Here is a 20,641-nt window from a genome sequence, read left to right on the forward strand (position 1 = left end):
GCCCCGCGGCCCCCGCCCCCCCCCCCCCCCCCCCCCCCGCCCCCCCCCCCCCCCCCCCCCCCCCCCCCCCCCCCCCCCCCCCCCCCTCCCCCACGAACCGTGGGCTCAGCCGCGCTGGATGCCGTTGACGTCGTGCAGCACGCCCTGGGTGCCGTCCTGCAGCTGGGCGACCAGCGCGGCGCCGCGCTGCTCCACCGCCAGGTACCAGGTGCCTGGCACCAGCTGGCCGACCGGCGGGCCGGCCGGGCCGTCCTTGGGCGCCAGCGGGCGCGGGGCCGGCACGGCGAACCAGAACGGGGCGAAGTCGGCGGCCGGCGCCGGGGCCGGGATCGGCGCGGCGGCGGCCGCCGGGGACGGGTCGGTGCCCAGGGTGGGCGGCAGCACCGCGGTCTGCTCGGCGGCCGACTCCGGCGCCGCCGCGGCGGGCGTCACCGGGGCGAAGGCGTCCTGCGGGGCGGCCGGGGCGGCCGGGGCGAAGGGGTCCTGCGGCGCGACCGGGGCGGCGTTGCCGAAGGTGCCGCCGCCCGGCTGCGACGGGGCGGGCTGGCCGAACGGGCCGGGCTCACCGGCCGCCGGCTGGCCGCCGAACTGCGGCTGGCCCGGCTGGCCGCCGAAGGTGGGCTGGCCCACACCCGGCTGACCCGGACCGGGCTGGCCGAGGCCGACCTGGCCCGCGTCCGGCGCCGGGTACCCGTAGCCGCCCTGCTGCGGCTGGCCGGGCTGGCCGAAGGCGTTGGGCTGGCCCGGGTAGCCGTAGCCGCCACCGGGCTGCTGGAAGTTCGGGCCGGGGTAGCCGCCCTGGGCCGGCAGCGGGTGGGCCGGCTTGTCGACCACCAGCGGCGCCTGCAGCGCGGGCACCAGCGGACCGGCCGCGGCCGCGCCCGCCAGCACCAGGGCGGAGAGCAGGCCGAGGTAGGCGCCCCAGGAGTGGTCCGTGCCGGCGCCCAGCGACCAGACGGCGGTCCAGAGCGAGACCACCGCGAAGGCGATGCCCCACTGGTCCAGCCGCAGGCCGAGGATCTGGCGGGTCTTGGCCGCCTCGCCCTGGAACCGCTGCAGCAGGATCAGCGCCGCGGCGGCGATGCCCAGCAGGAAGATCGAGGGCAGCACCGGGAACAGGTCGGTGTTCCAGGCACTCGTCGAGTCCGTGTGCGACATGGCGTACCGGCCGCAGTCGGACGGCGGGCAGTCGACCGTGATCGAGTACCACGGCAGGAAGGATGAGATGAAGAGGAGGACGGCCGCACCGGCGATGGCGGCATCTCCCCTGGTGAGAGCGCGCAGATTCACTGTTCGGTCCCCTCGCTGGTGTGTCGTGTCGGCGTAACGGGCAGTGAGTCTACTGATCCCGCGTCGGACAGGTCAGCCCGTGGTGCCCTCAGGACGGGACGGAGGCCGGACCGGGCTTGGTTCCGGAGCCGTTCGAGCCGCCGGTGAGGAAGGCGGTGAAGGCGTCCGCGATCCCCTGGGCGGCGCGCTGGCGCCACTGCGGATCGGTCATCCGCTGGGCGTCCCCGCTGTTGCGCATGTTCCCCGTCTCGATGAAGACCTTGGGCACGGTGGAGAGGTTGAGGCCGCCCAGGTCGTCCCGGGTGTCCAGGCCCTGATCGGCGACGTAGTCCGCGAACGGCTCCCCGGTGGCCTGGTGGAAGGCGTCGCGCAGCAGCAGCCCGAAGGTGTGCGACGGGGCGACGACGGCGCTGTTGTCCGCCTTCCCGGCCACCACCTTGGCCGGCATGATCACGTGGAAGCCGCTGCCGGAGGCCGGCCCGCCGTCGCCGTGGATCGAGATCGCCGCGTCCGCGTGCGCCTTGTTGCCGATCGCCGCCCGCTCGTCCACGCAGGGTCCGAAGCCGCGGTCGCCGTCCTGGGTCAGGACCACCGTGGCGCCCAGGCCCTGCAGCAGGTCGCGCAGCCGGTGCGAGACGTCCAGGGAGTAGGCGGCCTCGGTATAGCCGGCGTTGGTCTCGGTGCCGGTGGTGTCGCACTCCTTGTGGCCGTTGCCCACGTCCACCTGGCGGTTGATCTCGGTGGGGTGCGCGGTGTTGTTCGGGTTGTGGCCGGGATCGACCACGATGGTGCGCCCGCTCAGCGGCTTGGGGTCGCCCGGCGAGGCGCTGCCCGGCCCGGCCGGCGGCACGGCGGCGGCCGTCGTGCCGCCGGCGCCGGAGGGCTGGGCGGCGGCGGTCGGCCAGGAGGACGGGGCGCCGGCCGTCGCGTAGTCCTGCTGCTGGGCGGGCAGCGGCAGGGCGGCCGCCGGGCTGGAGGCGGCGCTGGTGCCGCCGCAGCCGGCCAGCGCGCAGCCCAGCAGCACGCTGCCGAGCACCGCCGCACCCGCCCGGCGGAAGCCCGCGGCGCGCCGGGGCGCACCGCTCCGGGAGGTGTCGGCGGTCGGTGCGGTGGTGCTTCGGTTCACGGATTCAGATCCTGTCCCAGGTCCGGCTGGCCAGGCCGTAGCTCCCGGCCAGCGCGTTCCACTTGGCGACGAAGTCCTGCTTCGCCTGGGTGGCTTGCGGGTTGAGCTGGTCGGCCTTCTGCTTGTCGGGCGTGCTGGGCGCGGTCTTGCCGCCGCCGCAGCCGCTGGCGCTCACCGAGCGGGCCCAGGCCGCGTAGGCGCGGTCGATGTCGGCGGAGGTCTGCCAGGCCGACTTCAGGCTCTGGACGGCGTCGGCGCCGCCGGGCACATCGGCCAGGTTGAGCTGGCCGAGGTCGGCCAGCAGCTGGTCGCGCTGCTGGGCGCCGCTGTCGAAGACCTGGGCGGCGCTGTCGATGTCCGCCTTGGCCGGGCAGCTGGCCACCTTGGCCACCGCGCTGCCGATCGGCGCCTTCGCCGACTCGCCGCGGTTCAGCAGGTCGTCCAGCGACTTGGCCTCGTTCTGCGCGTTCGGACCGGCGCCGGCACTGGCGCTCGCACTGGCCGGGGCGGACGGGCTGCCCGACGCCGGGCCGCCCGAGGGGGCGGCGGCGCTCGCGCTCGGCTGGGCGGCGGGGGAGGTGGCGGCGGGCGGGGCCGGCTTGCCGGCTGCCTTGTCCGAGCCGGAGTTCTGCATCGCCACCACGGCGCCGCCGCCGACCGCGAGCAGCAGCACCAGGCCGGCGCCGATCAGCAGCGGGGCGCGGCGGGCCGGGCGGTCCTCGTCCTCGTCGTACTCGTCCTCCTCGTACCGGCCGGGGAGGTCGAGGCCGCCGCCCGGCTGCGGGTAGCCGGCCGGGGGCTGCTGGAACGGGCCGGGCTGCTGCGGCCGCTGGGGCGGGTAGCCGGGGGCGGGCTGGTAGCCGGGGGGCCCGGAGTAGCCGGGGGCGGGCTGCGGGGGGTAGCCCGGGGCGGGCTGCTGGAACGGGCCGGGCTGCTTGGCGAGGGGGGCCCGCACCGGCGGCAGCGACTGGGTCGGCGCGGCGGCGCCCGGGCCCTGCGGCGGCGGGAAGCCGTAGCCGGCGGGCGCGGGCGGGCCGGGCGGCTGGCCCGGCGGCAGGTAGGGGCGGGCGCCCAGCGGCGGGCCCTGGTCGCCCACGGCACCGGGCGCGCCGGCGGTCGGCGGTCCGGCCGGGCGGGCCGGGGGCATGCCGGGCGGCGGGCCGGGGGGCCGGCCGGGTGCCGAGCCGGGCGGGCCGGGGGGAGCCGGCGGGACGGGCGGCGCGGCGGCGGGCCGCGGCGCGCCCGGGACCGGACGGCGCACCCAGCCGCCCGCGCCGCCGTTGGCGGTCGGGTCCCAGACCGCAGGTGTCATGTCGCCCTGGTCCGTCATGCTCGGTGGCCCCCGCCTTCAGGTCCGTCGGTTGCGCCGGGTCCGCTTCTGCCCGTCGTCACCGTACCGGCCGTGGCCGGGCGGGAGGGCGTCGGCTCCGTAAAATCGCGCCGATGTACCGCGGCGGACCACCCGGGGTCACCGCACCGCGCGGCGCAGCACGCGCAGGGATCCGGTGACCGCCACCTCCTCGAAGCCCTCCGCGAGCGCCCGCAGGTAGACCCGGTACGGGGCCTGGCCGCCGTCCGCCGGGTCCGGGAAGACGTCGTGCACCACCAGCAGGCCGCCGTCCGCCAGGTGCGGCGCCCACCCTTCGTAGTCGCCGGTGGCGTGCTCGTCGGTGTGCCCGCCGTCGATGAAGACCAGCGCCAGCCGGCCGCCCCAGACCGCCGCCACCTGCGGGGACCGGCCGACCAGGGCGATCACGTGCTGCTCCAGCCCGGCCCGGTGCAGGGTGCGGCGGAACCGGGGGAGGGTGTCCATCAGGCCGACCTCCGGGTCGACCAGGGTGGTGTCGTGGTACTCCCAGCCCGGCTGCTGCTCCTCCGAGCCGCGGTGGTGGTCCACGGTGAGCGCCACCGTGCCGGTGCGCCGGGCGGCGTCGGCGAGCAGGATCGCCGACCGGCCGCAGTAGGTGCCGATCTCCAGCACCGGCAGCCCGGTCCGCTCCGCCGCCTCCACCGCCGCCGCGTACAGTGCCAGTCCCTCGTCCACCGGCATGAAGCCGTCCGCCGCCTCGAAGGCCGCCAGCACCTCGGGGGCGGGGGCGGGCTGGGTCTGGGTCATCGGCGGTGCTCCCTGGCGTGGGTTTCCGGTAGGGCTTCCATCCTCGCACCGGCGACGGCCGGCGATTACCCGCGGGTAGCAAGAGGCCCGGCTCCGCTGCCGCGGAACCGGGCCCCTCGGGATGCCGCTCGAGTCGGCCGACGGGTCAGTAGGCCGCCGCGTCCAGCCGGTGGCGGCCGTGCGGGCTGGCCTCGCTGGTGTCGTCGGTGGCGAGCACTCCGCGGTGCCGGCCTCGCGTGGCGTCATCGGTGCCGGAGTCCTCGGCGCCGCGGTCGCTGGTCTCGTTGAGGTTTTCGGACATCGTCTCGTCTTCTCCGTGCGTGGGTCGGGTCTGTGGTGCCGCGTGGCAGCTCCGGCCGGGACCGGTCTCACCCGGGGAAACGCCATTCGGCGCGGCGCGGTCACCCGCCACCCCGCCCGAACGATCTCTCCCCGTTGGTCCGTCACTTTAGTGGCGGACTCGGACACCCTAACGACCCGTCCGCTCGAGGGATGGTCAGGCCCCGCGGCCTGTCGGCAACGGTTTGGCCAAGGCTCGGCTTCGTTCCGGAGAACGGCGCGGGGGAGCCGCGGGGAGTCAGCGGGCGGCGGCCGGATCCCTGATGATGATCTTGCCGGTGTTCTCGCCGCGCAGCATGCCCAGGAAGGCGGGCACCAGGTTGTCGAAGCCGTCCACCACCGTCTCGTCGGCGGTGAGGGCGCCGGACTGCAGGTGCGGGACGGCGAACTCGTACAACTCCTCCTGGACCTCCCGGTAGTTGCTCACCAGGAAGCCCTCCATGCGCAGGCTCTTCTCGACGATGTCCGGGTAGTGGATGCGGGGGGCCGGGGCCTCGGGGGTGTTGTACTGGCTGATCGTGCCGATCCGGACGATCCGGCCGAACTCGCGCAACGAGGCTATCGCTGCGGCGAGTTGTTCGCCGCCGACGTTGTCGATGACGAGGTCGACGCCGTCGGGGGCGGCTGCGGCGAGCAGTTCGGCGGCGGGGCCGTCGTGGTAGTCGAAGGCGGCGTCGTAGCCCACCGAGCCGAGCAGGTGGGCGACCTTGGCGGGCGAGCCCGCGCTGCCCACCAGACGGCCGGCGCCCAGCAGGCGGGCGAAGCGGGCCGTCGCCGTGCCGACGCCGCCGGCAGCGCCGGTGACGAAGAGGTCGTCGGAGGGCTGGAGCCGGGCGATCCGGGTCAGGCCGACGTAGGCCGTCAGGCCGGTGCCGCCGAGCAGGCTCAGATGGGTGCTCAGCGGGACGCCGTCGAAGTGCGGCAGCTTGCGGGACTCGGCGGGCGTCACCGTGGCGTGGGTGCGCCAGCCGTGGCGGTGGAGGACCAGGTCGCCCTCGCGGTAGGCGGGGGTGCGGGAGTCGATGACGCGGCCGATGGAGCGGCCTTCGAGGGGGGCGTTCAGGTCGAAGCCGCCGGGTACGTCGTCCATCATCTCGCGGTGGTACGGGTCGACGGACCAGTAGAGGTTCTCGAGCAGTGCGGTGCCCGGGGCGGGGGTGGGGAGGTCGTGTTCGGTGACGGCGAAGTGGGCGGGGGTGGGGAAGCCGTGCGGGCGGGCGGTCTGCTGGACGGTGCGGGCGGTCTCGGTCATGGGGTGGACGGTAGGTCGGGAATGGGGAGGGTCGGCAGCTGGTTCCGTTCATCTGTCGTGCGGTTCCATGAATGCTGCTCATAGAACGAGGTGGGGGAGCTGTGGCTGATCTCCTTCCGCAGGAACTGCGGGTGCTGGTGGCCGTTGCCGAGCGGGGTGGGTTCTCGGCGGCGGGGGTGGAGCTGGGGCTGACGCAGAGTGCGGTGTCGCACTCGGTGCGGGGGAGTGAGGGGAAGGTCGGGGCGGTGCTGTTCGAGCGGGGGCGGGCGGGGGCCAAGCCGACGGCGGCCGGCGAGCGGGTGGTGGGGCACGCGCGGCGGGTGCTGCGGCTGCTGGAGGTGATGGTGGCGGAGGCGCGGGTCCCCGGGGCGGTGGCCGGAGTCGTGCGGATCGCGGCGTTCCGGAGCGCGGCGCTGTACCTGCTGCCGCCGGTGCTGGAACGGTTGCGGGCGCGGTACCCGGAGCTGGAGGTCCGGGTGCGGATCGTGCGGGAGTTGGGGCGGGGGACGGCGGGCGAGGTGGTGGACGGGCGGGCGGAGCTGGGGATCGCGACCTTGGGGGGATCGACGCCGCTGCCGGGCGGGCTGGTGTCGGGGGTGCTGGCGGAGGAGCCGTATGCGCTGGTGCACCCGGTCGGGCATGCGGAGCCGCGTGCGCTGCCGTTGATCGATTGGGATGAGAACTGCGGCTCTTATACGAGGAGTTGGTGGAAGGCGCAGGACTGGATCCCGGCGGCGACCGTGCAGGCGGAGGACGACGGGGCGGTGCTGGCGCTGGTGGCGGGCGGGCACGGGATGGCGATCATGCCGGAGCTGTCGTTGACGGGGGCGCCGGGGGGCGTGGAGGTCGCGGACCTGGGGGAGGGGCGTCCGGTGCGGCAGGTGGGGTACGTGACGACGCCGGAGCTGGCGGGGACGGCGGCGGTGCGGGCGGTGGTGCGGGAGTTGAGGGCGGGGCGGAAAGCGTGATGGCCCGTCCGGGGTGGACGGGCCATCGTGGTGCGGGTGGTTCAGAAGGCGCCGTTCTTCACGCCGTCGATGAAGGCACCGAACGCGCTGGCGCCGAACACCAGGGCGCCTCCCTCGGGGTCCTTGGAGTCACGGACGGGGACGATGCCAGGGAAGCCCCAGGCGACCTCGACGCACTGCCCGCCATTGGCGCTGTGGGAGGACTTGGTCCAGGACGCGGCGGTCAGGTCAGGGAGTTGTCCGTCCATTGAAGTTCCTTCCGTACTGCGCGGATGGGGCTCAGGGAGGCGCTCTGGGAGAGCGATTCGATCTGAAGTTGATCGTAGCCCCTCAGCCAGGCCGCGACGGTGGTGCTGTCCCGCTCCAGGAAGCCCCGCTTCACGGTCTCGGTGTACCCGACCAGCGACCGGTCGGGCATGGTGAGGATCGTGACCGGCAGGACGAACGGCCGTGCCGCGCCCAGGGAGGACGGCGCGATCTGGAGCGTGATACCGGGCCGGGAGGCGATGGCCTCCAGGTGGTCGAACTGCCGGGCCATGACGGCCGGGCCGCCGACCCCGCAGCGGAGGCAGCTCTCGTCCAGGACGGCATGGAAGACCAGCGCGGGTGTGCGGTCGAGGAGTTGCTTCTGGCGTGCCATCAGGAAGCTGACCCGCTCACTCGCCTGCTCCTCGCTGATGTTCCCGCGCTTGACCTCCGCCGCCGCGAGCACCGCCGCGTACTCCTCGGTCTGCAACAGGCCGGGGATCACGCTCAGTTCGAAGAGGCGGATGGCGATGGCCTTGGCCGCCAGCACCGCGTACTCCGCGAATCCCTCGATGAAGCTGCTGTGCTTGAGCCCCCACCACATCAGCTCGAGCGTCCCGCCGGTGGCCAGGGCGGTGTCACACCGCACGGCGAAGTCGTAGGTAGGAATGCGTGTCGCTCTTTCGATGCAACTCACCCACGCGTTGCTGAACCCGATCAGGACGCCGAGCTCCCGCTGTGTCAGGCCCAACGCCTCTCGTAGCCTGCGGAGCTGCACGCCGAAGGCGGCTCCGGGAGATAGCGATGGATCAAGTGTTGTCTTGCGCACGACTGTTCGATCCTCCGTCGCTGAGTCCTACCAGGCTCAATTGTCGAGTGCGACCCCCTTCCGACGGTAGCTCCGAATGACGAATCCTGTAGTGGAACGACTACGGAAAGGAGCGGCCGTGAGCGCGCGCACGTACCCCTCGCACCCCCAGCGGACGCTGTACGCCCCCACCCCCGGCGAACTCGTCCGGGACCTCACCACCGGCCTCACCGGCATCTACATGGCCCCCGGCTTCGGCAAGGAGCCCACCGTCTACCTCCGCCCCCGGTGCGGTGGTTGCGAGTGGGAGGCCTGCGCCTACTCCATCGAACCCGCCACCCCCGCCCCGTGACGGCCATCCCCGTCCCGCCCCCGGCCGCCTTCGTCCTCGGGCGCTGCCACTGCTGCCAGCGACCCGCCCTGGTCGCCCCCGGTCCCGTCATCACCACCGCGACCGGCCTGCGGATCACCATCCCCTGGTGCCTGGCCGGCTTCGAACGCGCCAACCGCATGCTCCACCGCGCCGCCATCCGCGCCGCCCACGCCGCCGAGAGGAACCTCCACGCATGACCACCCCCGACCCCCTCACCACCCTCCCCTTCGACCGCCAGGCCGCCCTCGCCGAGCTCTACGCCCTCGGCCGCAAGCTCAACGCCATGACCTCCGCCCACCACCAGGAGATCGAAACCACCCTCGCCCGCATGAAAGCCCTCCACAAAGCCGTCAACGACCACCTCGCCACCACCTGACGCTGCATCTACCGCACCGACGGCGTCCAGTCGACAGGACCGCCCGATTCCCAGGCAGTTGACAGGCATGAGCGCCAATTCCATTGAGCCGAAGCCGATTTCTTGCTCATCCTGAACGGGTAACCACGAAACCGACAGCTATGGAGTTCTCATGCGAATTCGCTCGCTCGGCGTCGTCACCGCTGCCCTCGCAGCTGCCGCCATCGCCTTCGCCCCGGCGGCTTCCGCTGACACCGTCACCACCGCCCCGTGGGCGAACAGCTTCCAGACGGCTTCCGCCTCGGGGACGGTCACGGCTACCACCGTCAACGGAACCACGACCCTCGTCGTCAAGGGGACCCTGACCAACACGGGTTCCGGCTGTTACGAGCTGGAGGTCACGAACTCGCTCGGCGGGTTCTTCTACGGCTACGTCGATGCCGCGGGCATCTGCGGCCCCGGCAGCGTGCCCGTCAACCAGACCGTGCCCACCGCGGTCGTGAGCACCGTCTACCTCTGCGCCACCAAGTCCCTCACGACCACGCCGATCTCGTGCACCGCCTACGGCAACGACACGAACATCCACTGACCCGCCGTCGTGGGCCCGGCTCCGCTTCGGATCTGCCGGAGCGGAGCCGGGCCGGCGACCGTTCTGCTCGGTGTCCATCCCAGGTACGGCATCGCCCGATGTTCGAAGTAGTGCTGGAGTCGCAGTCGTTGGGCGTGGTGCAGCGGAAGCCCTTCGATCTCCCACCTCGGGGTTATTCGGTTGATCCTGAGGGCGCGCGACGGCACACTGCCACGGCGCCATGCCCGTAGTCGACACCGCGACCCTGGGAGTGTCCTCCGTTGTCACAACTACTTCCGGCGCTTCCGCCGGGGTATCGAGCCCGGCCTGCCGATCAGGAGGACACCGGTGACATCCATCGCCTGGTCGAGGCCTGCGAGCGCGACCTCCTCGGGCAGGTGCACACCGATATCGGCGCCATTGCCGCCGAGTTCGCCAGACCTCAGCTGAACCCCGAGCTGGACACCTGCCTGATCCATGACCAGGCGGGCGGGTTGGCCGCCCGCGCCTGGGTGGACCGGCGCAGTGCGGTGGACGTCCACCCCCGCGACCGGGGCCGTGGCCTGGGCAGCGCACTGCTGGCCTGGGCCGAGGCCAGGGCCCGGGAGGCGGGCAGCGCGCGCATCGTCCAGACCGTCGCGGACGGGGACACCGACGCCGTCGCCCTGCTCCGCTCGCGCGGGTTCGAGCCGATGGTGACCGAATGGCTGCTGGAGTTCCGCATGCCGGAGGAGCCGGCCGTGCCCGAACCGCCGACCGGCATCACGGTGCGAGCGTTCCGGCCCGGCGACGAACACGAGGCGCACCAGCTGATCGAGGACGCCTTCGACGAATGGCAGCAGCGGCGCAAGAGCTACCGGGAGTGGGCCCGGCACACCGTCGAACGCCCCGCCTTCGCCCCCGCGATGTCGGCGCTGGCCTTCGCCGACGGCCAACTGGTGGGCGCCGCCATCTCGCTGGACCACCCGGACACCGACGAGGGCTACATCGAGCAGGTCGCGGTGCGCCCCGACCACCGCAACCGGGGCATCGCCCGGCTCCTGCTCCACACCGTCTTCCACGCCTTCCACCAGCGCGGCCGGCGCGCCTGCACCCTCGGTACGCACTCGGAGACGGGCGCGCTGGATCTGTACCTGCGCGTCGGGATGACGGTCCGGCACAGCTCGACCGTCTTCCGCAAGGACCTGTGAGTCGGCCCAGTCCGCCACCCGCTACGGCCGCGGCAGGGACCTCGCCTGCTCGCGAAGGGCCTCGACGAGCGTCGCGGCGAGAGCCCCCTCGCCCCGGCCCCTCGTGGCGATGCCGATGTGCCGGACCGGGCCGGGCGGCCTGACCGGGACGGTGCGCAGCCCGGGGATCTCCGGGGTGAGGGCGATGGACGGGACCAGCGAGATCCCCGTGCCCGCCGCGACCAGCGAACGGGCGAAGAAGTAGTCGGTGGTGGTGCCGCGCACGTCCGGTTCGAAGCCGGCGCGCTCGGCGTAGCGGCGCAGGTAGGCCTCGGTCTTCAGGCAGCCGAGTACCCAGGGGTCGGCGGCCAGTTCGGCGAGGTCGAGCTGGTCCCGGCCGGCGAGGCGGTGGCTCTGCGGCAGGACGACGTGCAAGGGGTCCTCCAGCAGCGGTGTCCACTCCAGGCCGGTGCCGGGGCCCGGTCCGACGGGGAGCGGGCCGTCGAAGTGGTAGGCGAGGGCGAGGTCCACGGCACCCTGGCGCACCAGCGGGAGGGTGTCCTCGGCCTCGCCCTCCCTGATGTGGACCACGGTGCCGGGGTGCGCCGCCATCAGCCGGGCGAGGGCGCCGGGCAGCAGGAGCCGGCCGCCGCTGGTGAAGGTGGCGACGGTGAGCAGGGCGCGCCCGGTGCTGAGCTGCGCCACCTGCCGTTGCGCGTGCGCGAGTTCGGCGGTGACGGAGTCGGCGGCGCCGACCATGATCCGGCCGGCCTCGGTGAGGGTGGCGCCGCGGGTGCTGCGGGCTACCACCTGCGTGCCCAGGCTGCGCTCCAGGGCGGCCACGTGCTGGGAGACCGCGGACGGGGTGAGGCGCAGTGCTGTGGCCGCCCGGTTGAAGCTGCCGTGCTCCGCCACCGCCCGCAGGACGCGGAGCCGCTGCACGTCGATCAACAGTTCTCCTTCACACCCGTCAAGCAAGTGGTGACTTCTGCTGATGACCCTAGGCTCCCAGGATGGGCGCATGCAAAGGATCTGCGTCATCGGCGGAAGCCGGTACTTCGGAAAGCTCCTGGTGGAGCGCCTGCAGGCGGCCGGCCACCGGGTCACGGTGGTCAACCGGGGTTCCGCCCCGCCCCCGGCCGGCGTCGAGCACCTGGTCGCCGACCGGAACGACGAGGCCGCCCTGACGGCCGCGCTCGGCTCCCGCGGCTTCGACACCGTCGTGGACCAGGTCTGCTACACCCCGGCGCAGGCCGCGATCGCCGCCCGGGCCTTCGCCGGCCGCACCCGGCGCTACGTCATGACCTCCACGATCGAGGTCTACGACCCCGCCACCGCCACGCTGCCGACCGTGCCGATGGGCACGCCGGTGCCGGAGGGGACCGTGGACCCGGCCGGCTGGCAGGTGTCCCTGGACCTGCCCTGGCACGACGACGGGTACCGGGCGGCGCACTACGCCGAGGGCAAGCGGCAGGCCGAGGCCGTCCTCACCCGAGCCGGCGGCGTGGCCTTCACCGCCGTCCGCAGCGCGCACGTACTGGGCGGCGGCGCAAGGGAGTTCACCGGCCGGCTGGCGCACTACACCGAGCGCATCGCCGAGGGCCGGCCGATCAGCGTGCATCCGGGCGCGCTGCCCACCGTCTTCATCCACCACGAGGAACTGGCGGAGCTGCTGCTGTGGGCGGCCGCCGCCGACTTCACCGGCCCGGTCAACGCCTGCTCCGACGGCCTGCTCGATGCGCACGGGCTCGTCGCGGCCGTCGCCGCGCGGGTCGGCCGGGAACCCGTGCTGCGGACCGTCCAGCCCGGCGAGGAGGCCTCACCGTTCTCCTACGACCGCCACTACGCCATGAGCAACGCCCGTGCGAAGGAGCTGGGCTTCCGCTTCTCCCGCACCGCCGACTGGCTGCCCGGCGCCGTCGCCGAAGCCCTCGCCGCCGCACCGTCACCCACCCCCTGAGGAGCGAGTCGCCATGCGGTACCGCACCGTCGCCAACACGGCCGTGAGCGTCATCGGACTGGGCGCCATGCCGCTCTCCATCGAGCACCGCCCGGACGAGGCCCGGGCCGTCGCCACCGTCCACGCCGCCCTCGACGCCGGCATCACGCTCATCGACACCGCCGACAGCTACCACTGGCACGCCGACGAGGCGGGCCACAACGAGCTGCTGATCGCCCGGGCCCTGGCGACCTACGGCGGCGACACCTCCGGGGTCCTGGTCGCCACCAAGGGCGGCCGCGGCCGCCCCGGCGACGGCAGTTGGACCGTCAACGGCAGCCCCGCCCACCTCAAGCGCGCCGCGGGGGCCTCCGCCAGGCGCCTGGGCGTCGAGGCCATCGGCCTGTACCAGCTGCACAAGCCGGACCCGGGGGTGCCCTGGGCCGAATCCGTCGGCGCCCTGCGCGAGCTGCTCGACGCCGGCACGATCCGCGCGGCCGGGATCTCCAACGTCACCGCCGCGCAGATCCACCAGGCGCGGGAGATCCTCGGCGACGGGCTCGTCTCCGTGCAGAACCGGTACTCGCCCGCCCTGCGTGCCGCCGAGCCCGAACTGCGGCTGTGCGCGCGGATGGGACTGGCCTTCCTGCCGTGGAGCCCGTTGGGCGGCATCTCCCGCAGTGCCCTGGACGGTCCGCCGGGTGGTCCGTCCTCAACGGGAACGGCCTTCCACCGCATCGCGGCCGGACGCGGCGTCAGCCCGCAGCAGATCGCGCTGGCGTGGTTGCTCGCCCGTTCCCCGGCGGTGCTCCCGGTGCCGGGGGCCAGCCGCCCGGCTTCCATCACGGATTCGGCGGCCGCGGCGGAGCTCAGGCTGAGCCCGGAGGAGCTGGCGCAGCTGGAGGAGGCCCGGCCGGCGTGAGGCGGTCCGGTGCCGGCGGGAGGATCACGGCCCCCGTGCGGGCGGCGCGCTGCACGCCCCAGGCGTACAGCGCGTCGAGGATCGGGATCAGGCTCTCGCCCTCCGGCGTCAGCCGGTACTCCACCGCCGGAGGGCTGCCGCCGTCCGAGTGGCGGGAGACCAGCCCGCTCGCCTCCAGGCCGCGCAGGCGCTGGACCAGCACCTTCTCGCTGACCGCCGGCATCCTCCTCCGCAGCGCGCCGTAGCGGTGCACGCCCTCCTTCAGGAGCGCGAGGACGACCACCGCCCACTTGCCGCCGATCACGCTCAGCGTCAACTCGACCGCGCAGTTGTACGACTGATCGTCCGTCATGGCTCCCCCGTCCAGGTGCTTACCGCGAAGTCAGTTCTTGTCCCGGGCCCCGACCTGCGGTTGGCTCGGGACCATGATTGTCGAATACATCCGCTACCGGATCGACGAGCCCCGGCGCACCGCCTTCGAGGAGGCCTACGCCCGGGCGGCCGAGGCGCTGACCGCCGCCGAGCAGTGCCTGGACTTCGAACTGAGCCGGTGCACGGAGGAGCCGGAGGCCTACGTGCTGCGCATCCGGTGGACCTCCACCGAGGACCACCTCCAGGGCTTCCGCAAGGGCGAGCAGTTCGGCGCGTTCTTCGCCGCGATCAAGCCCTATGTGACGGACATCCAGGAGATGCGGCACTACGAGGTCACGGCCGTCGCGGGCCGCGGCGGCGCCCACCCCACCCTCTACGAGTGGGCCGGTGGGCGCGAGGCGCTGGAACGGCTCTTCACCCGCTTCTACGAGCACGTCGACCAGGACCCGCTGCTCGCCCCGCTCTTCGCCGCCAAGCACCCCGAGCACGCCAAGCACGTGGCCGCCTGGCTCGGCGAGGTCTTCGGCGGCCCGCACACCTACAGCGCCGACCACGGCGGCCACCGCCACATGGCCTCCCAGCACCTCGGCCGCGGCATCGACGAGCAGCAGCGCCGCCGCTGGGTCGCCCTGCTGCTGGAGACCGCCGACGAGGTCGGCCTGCCCGCCGACCCCGAGTTCCGCGCCGTGCTCGCCTACTACCTGGAGTGGGGCACCCGGATGGCCGTGCTGTACGCGGGCCCCAACCCGCCCCCGCTGCCGGAGGCCCCGATGCCGCGCTGGGACTGGGGGATCACCCCGCCGTACCGGGGGTGAGCCGCGGTGCGGTCGGCTGGGGTCGTGCCGACGCTCATCGACCGCCTCCACCGCATCAACGCCGCCTACCCGTGGGACCACAACGCCCACTGGCCCTCAACCCCGTGGTCGGCTTGCTGCGGAACGGCGGCCGCCCGGCGCCCCGGCCCGTCGCGATGACGGCGCGGACCCGGCCGCCCGAGACCGCCTACGTCGAGCTGGTCCGCGAGGCGCACCGCCTGCTCCCCGGTGTATGGCTGCGGAGGCGGTTGTTCTGGCGGTACACGCTGGTGTGGCGCAAGCCCTGGAACCAGGGGTGCTACCCGGTGGCCGCCGCGAACTCCGCGATCACCCGGCGCAGCGGCTCGGCCGCCTGGCGGGGCGGCAGGGCCGGGTCCAGGCCCAGTACCTCGATCCGGCCGAGCGGTCCCCGGGGGCTGTCGACCGTCAGGGTGTACCGGCTCGGGCCCTCAGGGTGGACGATCACGGCCAGGGGCGACGCGGGGGTGGTGTAGCCCGCGATGTAGGTGAGCAGTTGGTGGCGGTCGGCGGCGCTGACGCGCTTGCCCTGGTAGCCCTTGTACTTGGCGTCCAGGGCCAGCAGCCGGGAGGGCCCGGCGGCGGAGTCGAAGGCGAGCAGGACGTCCGGCCGGAAGGAGCTGCGGCTCAGGCCGGGTTCGCCGTCGGTCACGATCCGGCCCTCGGTGGCGCCGGCGAGCCGGCCGCCCGTCTCGGCCGCCGCCTCCGCGGCCATCTGGCGGACCACGCGTTCCCAGAGGTTGTCGAGGTGCAGCACCACGCTCCCGGCCCGGGTGCCCCGGTCGAGCAGCAGGTCGTCGACCCCGCCGCCGCCCAGGACCAGGCGGGACCAGGTGTGGGCGGGCCGGTAGTGCGCGTTCAGGCGGGTGTACCGGGCGCGGTCCAGGTGGCGTTCGGCCGTGTAGGGCAGGCGCGGGCGGGGGAAGGCCGCCGCGGTGTCCTGGAGCGCGCGGGCCAGGGCCGGCTGGTCGGCCATGGTGGTGGCGGCGGCCAGCGCGGCGCCGCAGACCAGGTTCTCCCAGGTCTCCACCTCGCGCTCGAAGGTCCGTACGTGCAGCCGGTCGACCGTGCCGAAGCGGCGGACGGCCTGGGCCCGCACGTCCAGCCGGCCGCGCAGCGCCGTCTCGACCCGTTCGCGCGGCCGGTAGTCGCGGTGCAGGCCCCGGTTGAGCAGCTGCCGGCACTCCAGCAGCAGGGCCGGCAGCACCACGCCCGCGTAGCCGAGGCTGCCGGTCTGCCACTGGCGGAGCGTCTGTTCGTGCGGTACCGGCACGCCCTGGGCGTAGCAGAGCCATTCGATCAACCGGCTGCCGTGGATGGGCAGTTTGGGGCGGAGCAGCAGCCGGACCCGGTCGAGCACCAGGACCCCGGCGGCGGACTTCACCTCCACCCGCCAGCTCGAGCCGACCTGCCGCAGCCTGAGCCGGCCGCGGTCCTGCAGGATGCGCAGCCGGCGCAGGTCGGCTTCGGTCAGCTGATCGCGGGTCAGCACGGTGTGCTGGTGCTCCGCGACGCTGATCTCGGGCGTCGGCCGCTCAGGCATCGAGGCCGTCGGCTTCGTCGGACTCGCCGGCGCCGCCGAAGACGGCGGCCAGCTTCGCGGGGAGGTCCTGCGGGCTGATCTGGGCGATCCGGCCGGTGCCGGGGTCGACCAGCGCGCCGAGCACCTCCCGCAGCAGCTCGGGCCGGCCCAGGCAGTGGTCGTTGATCAGCGGGACGATGTCGTGGTGGAAGGCGGCGGACAGCTCCTCGGCGGTGCCGAGCGGCTCGTCCTCGTGCAGCAGGCAGGACTGGCCGATCTGGTGGTCCGGGCCGAAGGCCTTGTCCAGGCGGGAGTTGAGGCTCTGCAGGAAGAGCGAGAGGTCGAGCCCGCCGACGTCCCCGGTGATGGCGTCGAGGTCCGGCGGCACGTCGATGAAGGCGAACCGGCGGCGGATCGCCACGTCGAGGTGGCCGACGCTGCGGTCGGCGGTGTTCATGGTGCCGATGATCAGCACGTTCGGCGGGACGGCCACCTGCCGCCCGCTGGTCGGCAGGCTGATCGGGATGCCGCGCTTGTCCACCTCCAGCTGGGTGACCAGCTCGCCCAGGATGCGGGGCAGGTCGCCGCGGTTGATCTCGTCGACGATCAGCAGGAAGGTCTGCTCCGGGTCCTCCTCGGCGGCCTCGCAGAGCCGCAGGAAGAGCCCCGGCCGCAGCTCCAGCTTGAGCCCGGCCTGGCCGCCGGCGGTGTCCGGGCGGTAGCCCTCCACGAAGTCCTCGTAGCCGTAGGAGGGGTGGAAGGTCACCATGGTCACGGGGGCGGCCTTCGCGCCCGGCGGTACGGTCAGCAGCTCGCGGACGGCGGTGCGGCGCTCCTTGGCGGCCGCCTCGATCAGCTCCGCCCGCCCGGTCAGGGCCAGCGCCGCGCTCAGCGCGAGGCGGGTCTTCCCGGTGCCGGGCGGGCCCTGGAGGATCACCTGCCCCTTGCGCTCCAGGGCCTCCAGCACGCGGCTGACGGCGGCCGGCAGCTCGGGTTCGACCGGCTGCTGCGCCGCGGCGGGTACCGGCGGAGCGGCCCGGCCCGCCCGGATCTGCCGCAGCAGCCGCTCGGGCACCTTGGCGAAGGTGCGCTGCCAGGCGTGCACCGGGGCGTCGAAGGTCTGCGCGTAGGACTCGTCCCAGCTGACCCCGACCAGGTGCCGGAACTCCGGGCGGTCCGCGTCGAAGCGGTAGCCGGTGGTCACCGTGCCGAGCCCGAGCACCTCGGACTTGCCCCGGTTGGCGATCACCTGGTCGCCCGGCTGCAGGTCGCGGAAGGCCAGCAGTTGCCGGGCCATCACCAGGTTCCCGCCGCGTGACTGCGGCCAGTAGTCGTCCAGGGCGTCCTTCAGCTCCAGGTCGCTCTCGAACGCGGACAGGTCGCCCACCGCGTCCCACTCGACGCAGATGTACGAGCCGGCCCGGCAGTCCTCCCAGAGCCTGGCGCGGTCGCCGGGGGCGATCTTCCAGGCCTGCCGGTTCCGCGGGCGCGGGTCGTAGGCCTGATAGAGGAAGGCGGCCACCTCGTGGGGCGACCAGTCGGCGAACTCCCGCCGCTCGCGCACCAGTTGGAGGAGCTTGCGGTTGGCCCGCCAGGTCCGCACCTCGCCGTAGGCGCGATCCGGTTCGCCGCCCAGCTTCTCGATGAAGTGCCGCACGTGCTGCGCGGCGTAGATCGGTATGAACTCGTCCGGGAAGTAGGCGGCCAGCGCCTTGGTGGTCAGGGCCTGGCCGAAGGAGAGCGTCTCGCAGTCGTCGATCCGGTCGAACTGGCGCCCGGCCGCCGCCTGGAAGGCCGCGAGGAAGTCGGCCCGGATGCGTTCCCAGGCCTGCTGCGGCTCGCCCAGCTTGGCGGGGTAGCGCCATTCGCCGCTGCGGTGCTGGTAGATGATGTGCTTGGCCGCGCTGCCGCCGCGGATGCTGCCGAGCGAGTCGGTGCCGAACTCGATGAGCCGGCAGAACGACGGCGCGACGAAGTGGTTCGAGTCCGGGCCGAGGGCGTAGCGGAGCAGCGGCATGCTGTCCCAGCGGTCGGGCGGGAACTCGGACCGTACCCGCCGCCGATCCGCTTCCGCGTTCGCCAGCCGCTCGGCCAGGGCCGAGCGGTCGAACTCTTCGGCTCGCAGCGCGAGGCTCTTGCCGCCGTCATCCTCACCGGTTCGCATGGCGGCCATCATGACTGACCACGCTGCGTGACCACGGGCCGGGGCGGCCGCTCCATGACGGCACGGCGACTTCCCTGTGACGTGGCTGCGACACCAGATCACGAACCGCCGGACACCCGGGTCGCGTGATCAGAGGTGTAGAGCGAGCACCTGTACCGGAGGGGGAGCAGTCATGAGGATCGGCAAGGCGGTTGCGGTAGCGGCGACCACGGTGGCACTGGCGATGGGGGCGGTGGCCTGCAACGACGACGACGGTTCCACGGGCGCGGCCAACCCGCCGGCCGCCTCGCACTCCGCCGCGGCGAGCGCCCTCGCGAAGCCCACCGCGCAGCCGGGCCAGGGCGGCAGCGGCACGGCCAAGCCGGCCGCCAACGGGAACCGCTGCCGCACCGACGAGCTGAAAGCGGAGATCCAGATCGAGCCGCCGATCGGCAACAACAGCTCGGCGCTGCTGAAGCTCGCCAACGTCGGCAACCGCACCTGCGACCTGACCGGTTACGCGGGCCTCGGCGGGCTGCTGGCCGACAACAGCCAGCTGTCGCTCGACACCAACCGGGTGCCGTTCCCGTTCCCGCCGACCACCCAGAACCTGATCAAGCCCGGCGACAACGCCTTCGCCGGCCTGAAGTGGGCGCCCTGCGACAAGGGCGACGAGACCTGCCACGTGCTGGCCGGCCTGGTCGTCACGCCGCCGGACCAGACCACCCAGCTGACCGCCGATCTCAAGGGCCTGGACAACAGGCAGGTGATCCAGCTGACGGTTTCCAAGGCGGGCATCACCATCGGCACCCTGCAGCCCACCGTCGGGGTGCTGTTCAACTCCTGAGCCGCCGGTCCGTGTGGGGCGGATCACCAGGCCCCTCGTGGCGAACGGACGTTCGGCTGCCTACGATCTTGACGGCAGCGGTCCGCCCCGTCCGAGGAGATCCCCTTGACCGGCAGTTACTTCCAGCGCGTCGGCGAGGACCGCTACAAGCCCACCGCCCAGGCGAGCGGCGCCTGGCACGCGGAGGAGCAGCACTTCAGCCCGCTGGCCGGGCTGATCGTGCACGCGATCGACCGGTACCGGGCCGGGCGGCCCGCCGACGGGCTGGCGCTGGCCCGGATCAGCTTCGACATCCTCGGGCTGATCGCGCTGGAGGAGTGCGAGATCACCGTGCGGACGATCCGGCCAGGGCGGACCGTCGAGCTGGTCGAGGCCGTGGTGGTGATCGGCGAGCGCGCCGTGGTGCGGGCCCGGGCCTGGCTGCTGGAGGTGCTGGACACCGCGGCCGTCGCCGCCGTGCCGGGTGAGCGGCAGGCCGGGCCGGAGGCCTTCGAGCCGTGGGCGATGAGCGAGCTGTGGGGCGGCGGCTTCATCGCCTCGGTGGAGGTCCGGCGCCGGTCCGCCGGGCCCGGCCGGTCCGCGGCCTGGCTGCGCACGCCGCTCGAGCTGGTCGCGGGCGAGCCGAGCAGCCCGGCGGCCCGCTTCGTCGCGCTGGTCGACACCGCCAACGGCATCGCCGTCCAACAGCCGCCCACCGAGTGGATGTTCCCCAACACCGATCTGACCATCCACTTCCACCGCCAACCCGAGGGCGACTGGACCGGGTTGGACACCACCGTGACCTTCGGCCCCGCCGGGCTCGGCGTCACCAGCAGCACGCTGCACGACGTCGACGGGCCGGTGGGCCGGGCCGAGCAGATCCTGACGGTCCGCCCGCTGCCGCCGAAGTAGCGTCAGCCGGCCAGCAGTTCGCGGACCAGGGCGCCGACCTGCGGCAGGGCGGCGTCCGGCAGGTCGTCCGGCGTCCAGTTGGGCAGGCGGCCAGGGCCGGCGTGGCCAAGAGCACCATCTACCGGTGGTGGAAGTCCAAGGCGGCGCTGGTGATGGACGCCTACGGCCCCGGCGTCGCCCAGCGGATGCCCGAGCCGGACACCGGGGAGTGCGCCGAGGACCTGCGGCTCTTCCTCGGCCGGCTGTACACCGTGGTCGACCACCCGACCCGGGTCGAGGCGCTGCGCGGGCTGATCGCCGAGGCGCAGCTGGACCCGGAGTTCGCGCCCCGGTTCACCGAGTGGGTGCAGGGCCGGCGCCGGGTGGTGGCCGAGCTGCTGGCGCGCGGGGTGGCCCGCGGCGAACTGGCCGCCGGGCTGGACCTGGAGTACGCCGTGGACCTGGTCTTCGGCCCGTTCTGGTACCGCCTGCTGGTCCGGCACCTCCCGCTCGACCCGGCCGAGGTGCCCGCCCAGGTGGACCGCCTGCTGGCCGGGTTCGGCGGAAACCGCTGACCGGGAGC

24 protein-coding genes are annotated in these 20,641 nt (G+C 73.7%); 12 read left to right on the top strand and 12 right to left on the bottom strand.

The window, feature by feature from the left end; all coding sequences use genetic code 11:
• Positions 1–105 precede the first annotated feature (105 nt).
• The 6 genes from ACFYNO_RS33800 to ACFYNO_RS33825 form a co-directional block, all read right to left on the bottom strand.
• Entirely contained in the window at positions 106–1,290 is a 1,185-nt protein-coding gene (locus tag ACFYNO_RS33800) for a hypothetical protein (RefSeq protein ID WP_388021347.1), read from the bottom strand.
• A gap of 88 nt (positions 1,291–1,378) precedes the next feature.
• Positions 1,379–2,416 (bottom strand): N-acetylmuramoyl-L-alanine amidase, encoded by a 1,038-nt coding sequence (locus ACFYNO_RS33805; RefSeq protein WP_388021348.1) that lies wholly within the window; start codon positions 2,414–2,416, stop codon positions 1,379–1,381.
• 4 nt (positions 2,417–2,420) lie between these two features.
• Complete coding sequence (locus ACFYNO_RS33810; RefSeq protein ID WP_388021349.1) at positions 2,421–3,746, bottom strand: hypothetical protein; 1,326 nt, start codon at positions 3,744–3,746, stop codon at positions 2,421–2,423.
• A 138-nt stretch (positions 3,747–3,884) separates the two neighbouring features.
• Entirely contained in the window at positions 3,885–4,532 is a 648-nt protein-coding gene (locus ACFYNO_RS33815) for a class I SAM-dependent methyltransferase (RefSeq protein ID WP_388021350.1), read from the bottom strand.
• A 145-nt stretch (positions 4,533–4,677) separates the two neighbouring features.
• Entirely contained in the window at positions 4,678–4,833 is a 156-nt protein-coding gene (locus ACFYNO_RS33820; RefSeq protein WP_388021351.1) for a hypothetical protein, read from the bottom strand.
• A 276-nt stretch (positions 4,834–5,109) separates the two neighbouring features.
• Positions 5,110–6,123, bottom strand: a complete 1,014-nt coding sequence (locus ACFYNO_RS33825; protein WP_388021352.1) for an NADP-dependent oxidoreductase — start codon at positions 6,121–6,123, stop codon at positions 5,110–5,112.
• Positions 6,124–6,224: 101 nt separating this feature from the next.
• Between ACFYNO_RS33825 and ACFYNO_RS33830 the strand changes: the two genes are divergently transcribed.
• The gene (locus tag ACFYNO_RS33830) at positions 6,225–7,091 is read left to right on the top strand and encodes a LysR family transcriptional regulator (protein ID WP_388021353.1); all 867 of its coding nucleotides are present in this window, start codon (positions 6,225–6,227) and stop codon (positions 7,089–7,091) included.
• A 41-nt stretch (positions 7,092–7,132) separates the two neighbouring features.
• On the opposite strand, the gene ACFYNO_RS33835 is transcribed toward ACFYNO_RS33830, so the two are convergent.
• Both ACFYNO_RS33835 and ACFYNO_RS33840 read right to left on the bottom strand, forming a co-directional pair.
• Positions 7,133–7,339 (bottom strand): DUF397 domain-containing protein, encoded by a 207-nt coding sequence (locus ACFYNO_RS33835; protein ID WP_388021354.1) that lies wholly within the window; start codon positions 7,337–7,339, stop codon positions 7,133–7,135.
• Positions 7,315–8,166, bottom strand: a complete 852-nt coding sequence (locus ACFYNO_RS33840; RefSeq protein WP_388021355.1) for a Scr1 family TA system antitoxin-like transcriptional regulator — start codon at positions 8,164–8,166, stop codon at positions 7,315–7,317. Before ACFYNO_RS33840 ends, ACFYNO_RS33835 begins: the two co-directional genes overlap by 25 nt.
• 118 nt (positions 8,167–8,284) lie before the next feature.
• Here ACFYNO_RS33840 and ACFYNO_RS33845 point away from each other — a divergent pair, with 118 nt between their 5' ends.
• The 5 genes from ACFYNO_RS33845 to ACFYNO_RS33865 all read left to right on the top strand — a co-directional run bounded on the left by ACFYNO_RS33845 (position 8,285) and on the right by ACFYNO_RS33865 (position 10,631).
• Complete coding sequence (locus tag ACFYNO_RS33845; protein WP_388021356.1) at positions 8,285–8,497, top strand: hypothetical protein; 213 nt, start codon at positions 8,285–8,287, stop codon at positions 8,495–8,497.
• On the top strand, positions 8,494–8,715 hold the full coding sequence (locus tag ACFYNO_RS33850; RefSeq protein ID WP_388021357.1) for a hypothetical protein: 222 nt from the start codon (positions 8,494–8,496) through the stop codon (positions 8,713–8,715). Before ACFYNO_RS33845 ends, ACFYNO_RS33850 begins: the two co-directional genes overlap by 4 nt.
• Entirely contained in the window at positions 8,712–8,894 is a 183-nt protein-coding gene (locus tag ACFYNO_RS33855; RefSeq protein ID WP_388021358.1) for a hypothetical protein, read from the top strand. Before ACFYNO_RS33850 ends, ACFYNO_RS33855 begins: the two co-directional genes overlap by 4 nt.
• A gap of 151 nt (positions 8,895–9,045) precedes the next feature.
• Positions 9,046–9,462 (top strand): hypothetical protein, encoded by a 417-nt coding sequence (locus tag ACFYNO_RS33860; RefSeq protein ID WP_388021359.1) that lies wholly within the window; start codon positions 9,046–9,048, stop codon positions 9,460–9,462.
• 377 nt (positions 9,463–9,839) lie between these two features.
• On the top strand, positions 9,840–10,631 hold the full coding sequence (locus tag ACFYNO_RS33865) for a GNAT family N-acetyltransferase (RefSeq protein WP_388021360.1): 792 nt from the start codon (positions 9,840–9,842) through the stop codon (positions 10,629–10,631).
• 21 nt (positions 10,632–10,652) lie between these two features.
• Here the strand turns inward: ACFYNO_RS33865 and ACFYNO_RS33870 are convergent, their stop codons facing one another.
• Entirely contained in the window at positions 10,653–11,561 is a 909-nt protein-coding gene (locus ACFYNO_RS33870) for a LysR family transcriptional regulator (protein ID WP_388021361.1), read from the bottom strand.
• Positions 11,562–11,631: 70 nt separating this feature from the next.
• Here ACFYNO_RS33870 and ACFYNO_RS33875 point away from each other — a divergent pair, with 70 nt between their 5' ends.
• The gene (locus tag ACFYNO_RS33875) at positions 11,632–12,570 is read left to right on the top strand and encodes an NAD-dependent epimerase/dehydratase family protein (protein WP_388021362.1); all 939 of its coding nucleotides are present in this window, start codon (positions 11,632–11,634) and stop codon (positions 12,568–12,570) included.
• Between the two features lie 13 nt (positions 12,571–12,583).
• Positions 12,584–13,471: an aldo/keto reductase gene (locus ACFYNO_RS33880; RefSeq protein ID WP_388021363.1), complete on the top strand. Its 888-nt coding sequence runs from the start codon at positions 12,584–12,586 to the stop codon at positions 13,469–13,471.
• On the opposite strand, the gene ACFYNO_RS33885 is transcribed toward ACFYNO_RS33880, so the two are convergent.
• Positions 13,419–13,823: a winged helix-turn-helix transcriptional regulator gene (locus tag ACFYNO_RS33885; RefSeq protein WP_388021364.1), complete on the bottom strand. Its 405-nt coding sequence runs from the start codon at positions 13,821–13,823 to the stop codon at positions 13,419–13,421. The two genes, ACFYNO_RS33880 and ACFYNO_RS33885, sit on opposite strands and share 53 nt — an antisense overlap.
• A gap of 73 nt (positions 13,824–13,896) precedes the next feature.
• Between ACFYNO_RS33885 and ACFYNO_RS33890 the strand changes: the two genes are divergently transcribed.
• A complete protein-coding gene (locus ACFYNO_RS33890; RefSeq protein ID WP_388021365.1) occupies positions 13,897–14,658 on the top strand; it encodes a group II truncated hemoglobin in 762 nt (253 codons plus the stop codon).
• 298 nt (positions 14,659–14,956) lie between these two features.
• On the opposite strand, the gene ACFYNO_RS33895 is transcribed toward ACFYNO_RS33890, so the two are convergent.
• Entirely contained in the window at positions 14,957–16,219 is a 1,263-nt protein-coding gene (locus ACFYNO_RS33895; RefSeq protein WP_388021366.1) for a PE-PGRS family protein, read from the bottom strand.
• Positions 16,212–18,362, bottom strand: a complete 2,151-nt coding sequence (locus ACFYNO_RS33900; protein WP_388021367.1) for an McrB family protein — start codon at positions 18,360–18,362, stop codon at positions 16,212–16,214. The genes ACFYNO_RS33895 and ACFYNO_RS33900 overlap by 8 nt, the downstream gene beginning before the upstream one ends.
• Before the next feature lie 172 nt (positions 18,363–18,534).
• Between ACFYNO_RS33900 and ACFYNO_RS33905 the strand changes: the two genes are divergently transcribed.
• The 3 genes from ACFYNO_RS33905 (at position 18,535) to ACFYNO_RS33915 (ending at position 20,633) form a co-directional block, all read left to right on the top strand.
• Positions 18,535–19,188 carry a DUF4232 domain-containing protein gene (locus ACFYNO_RS33905; protein WP_388021368.1) on the top strand — a complete coding sequence of 218 codons (654 nt, stop codon included), beginning with the start codon at positions 18,535–18,537 and terminating at the stop codon, positions 19,186–19,188.
• A gap of 99 nt (positions 19,189–19,287) precedes the next feature.
• On the top strand, positions 19,288–20,079 hold the full coding sequence (locus tag ACFYNO_RS33910) for a thioesterase family protein (RefSeq protein WP_388021449.1): 792 nt from the start codon (positions 19,288–19,290) through the stop codon (positions 20,077–20,079).
• Between the two features lie 101 nt (positions 20,080–20,180).
• Positions 20,181–20,633 (top strand): TetR-like C-terminal domain-containing protein, encoded by a 453-nt coding sequence (locus ACFYNO_RS33915; RefSeq protein ID WP_388021369.1) that lies wholly within the window; start codon positions 20,181–20,183, stop codon positions 20,631–20,633.
• Positions 20,634–20,641: the final 8 nt, after the last annotated feature.

It is taken from the genome of Kitasatospora sp. NPDC006697, assembly GCF_042869935.1.
In the GTDB taxonomy this organism is placed as follows: Bacteria; Actinomycetota; Actinomycetes; order Streptomycetales; family Streptomycetaceae; genus Kitasatospora.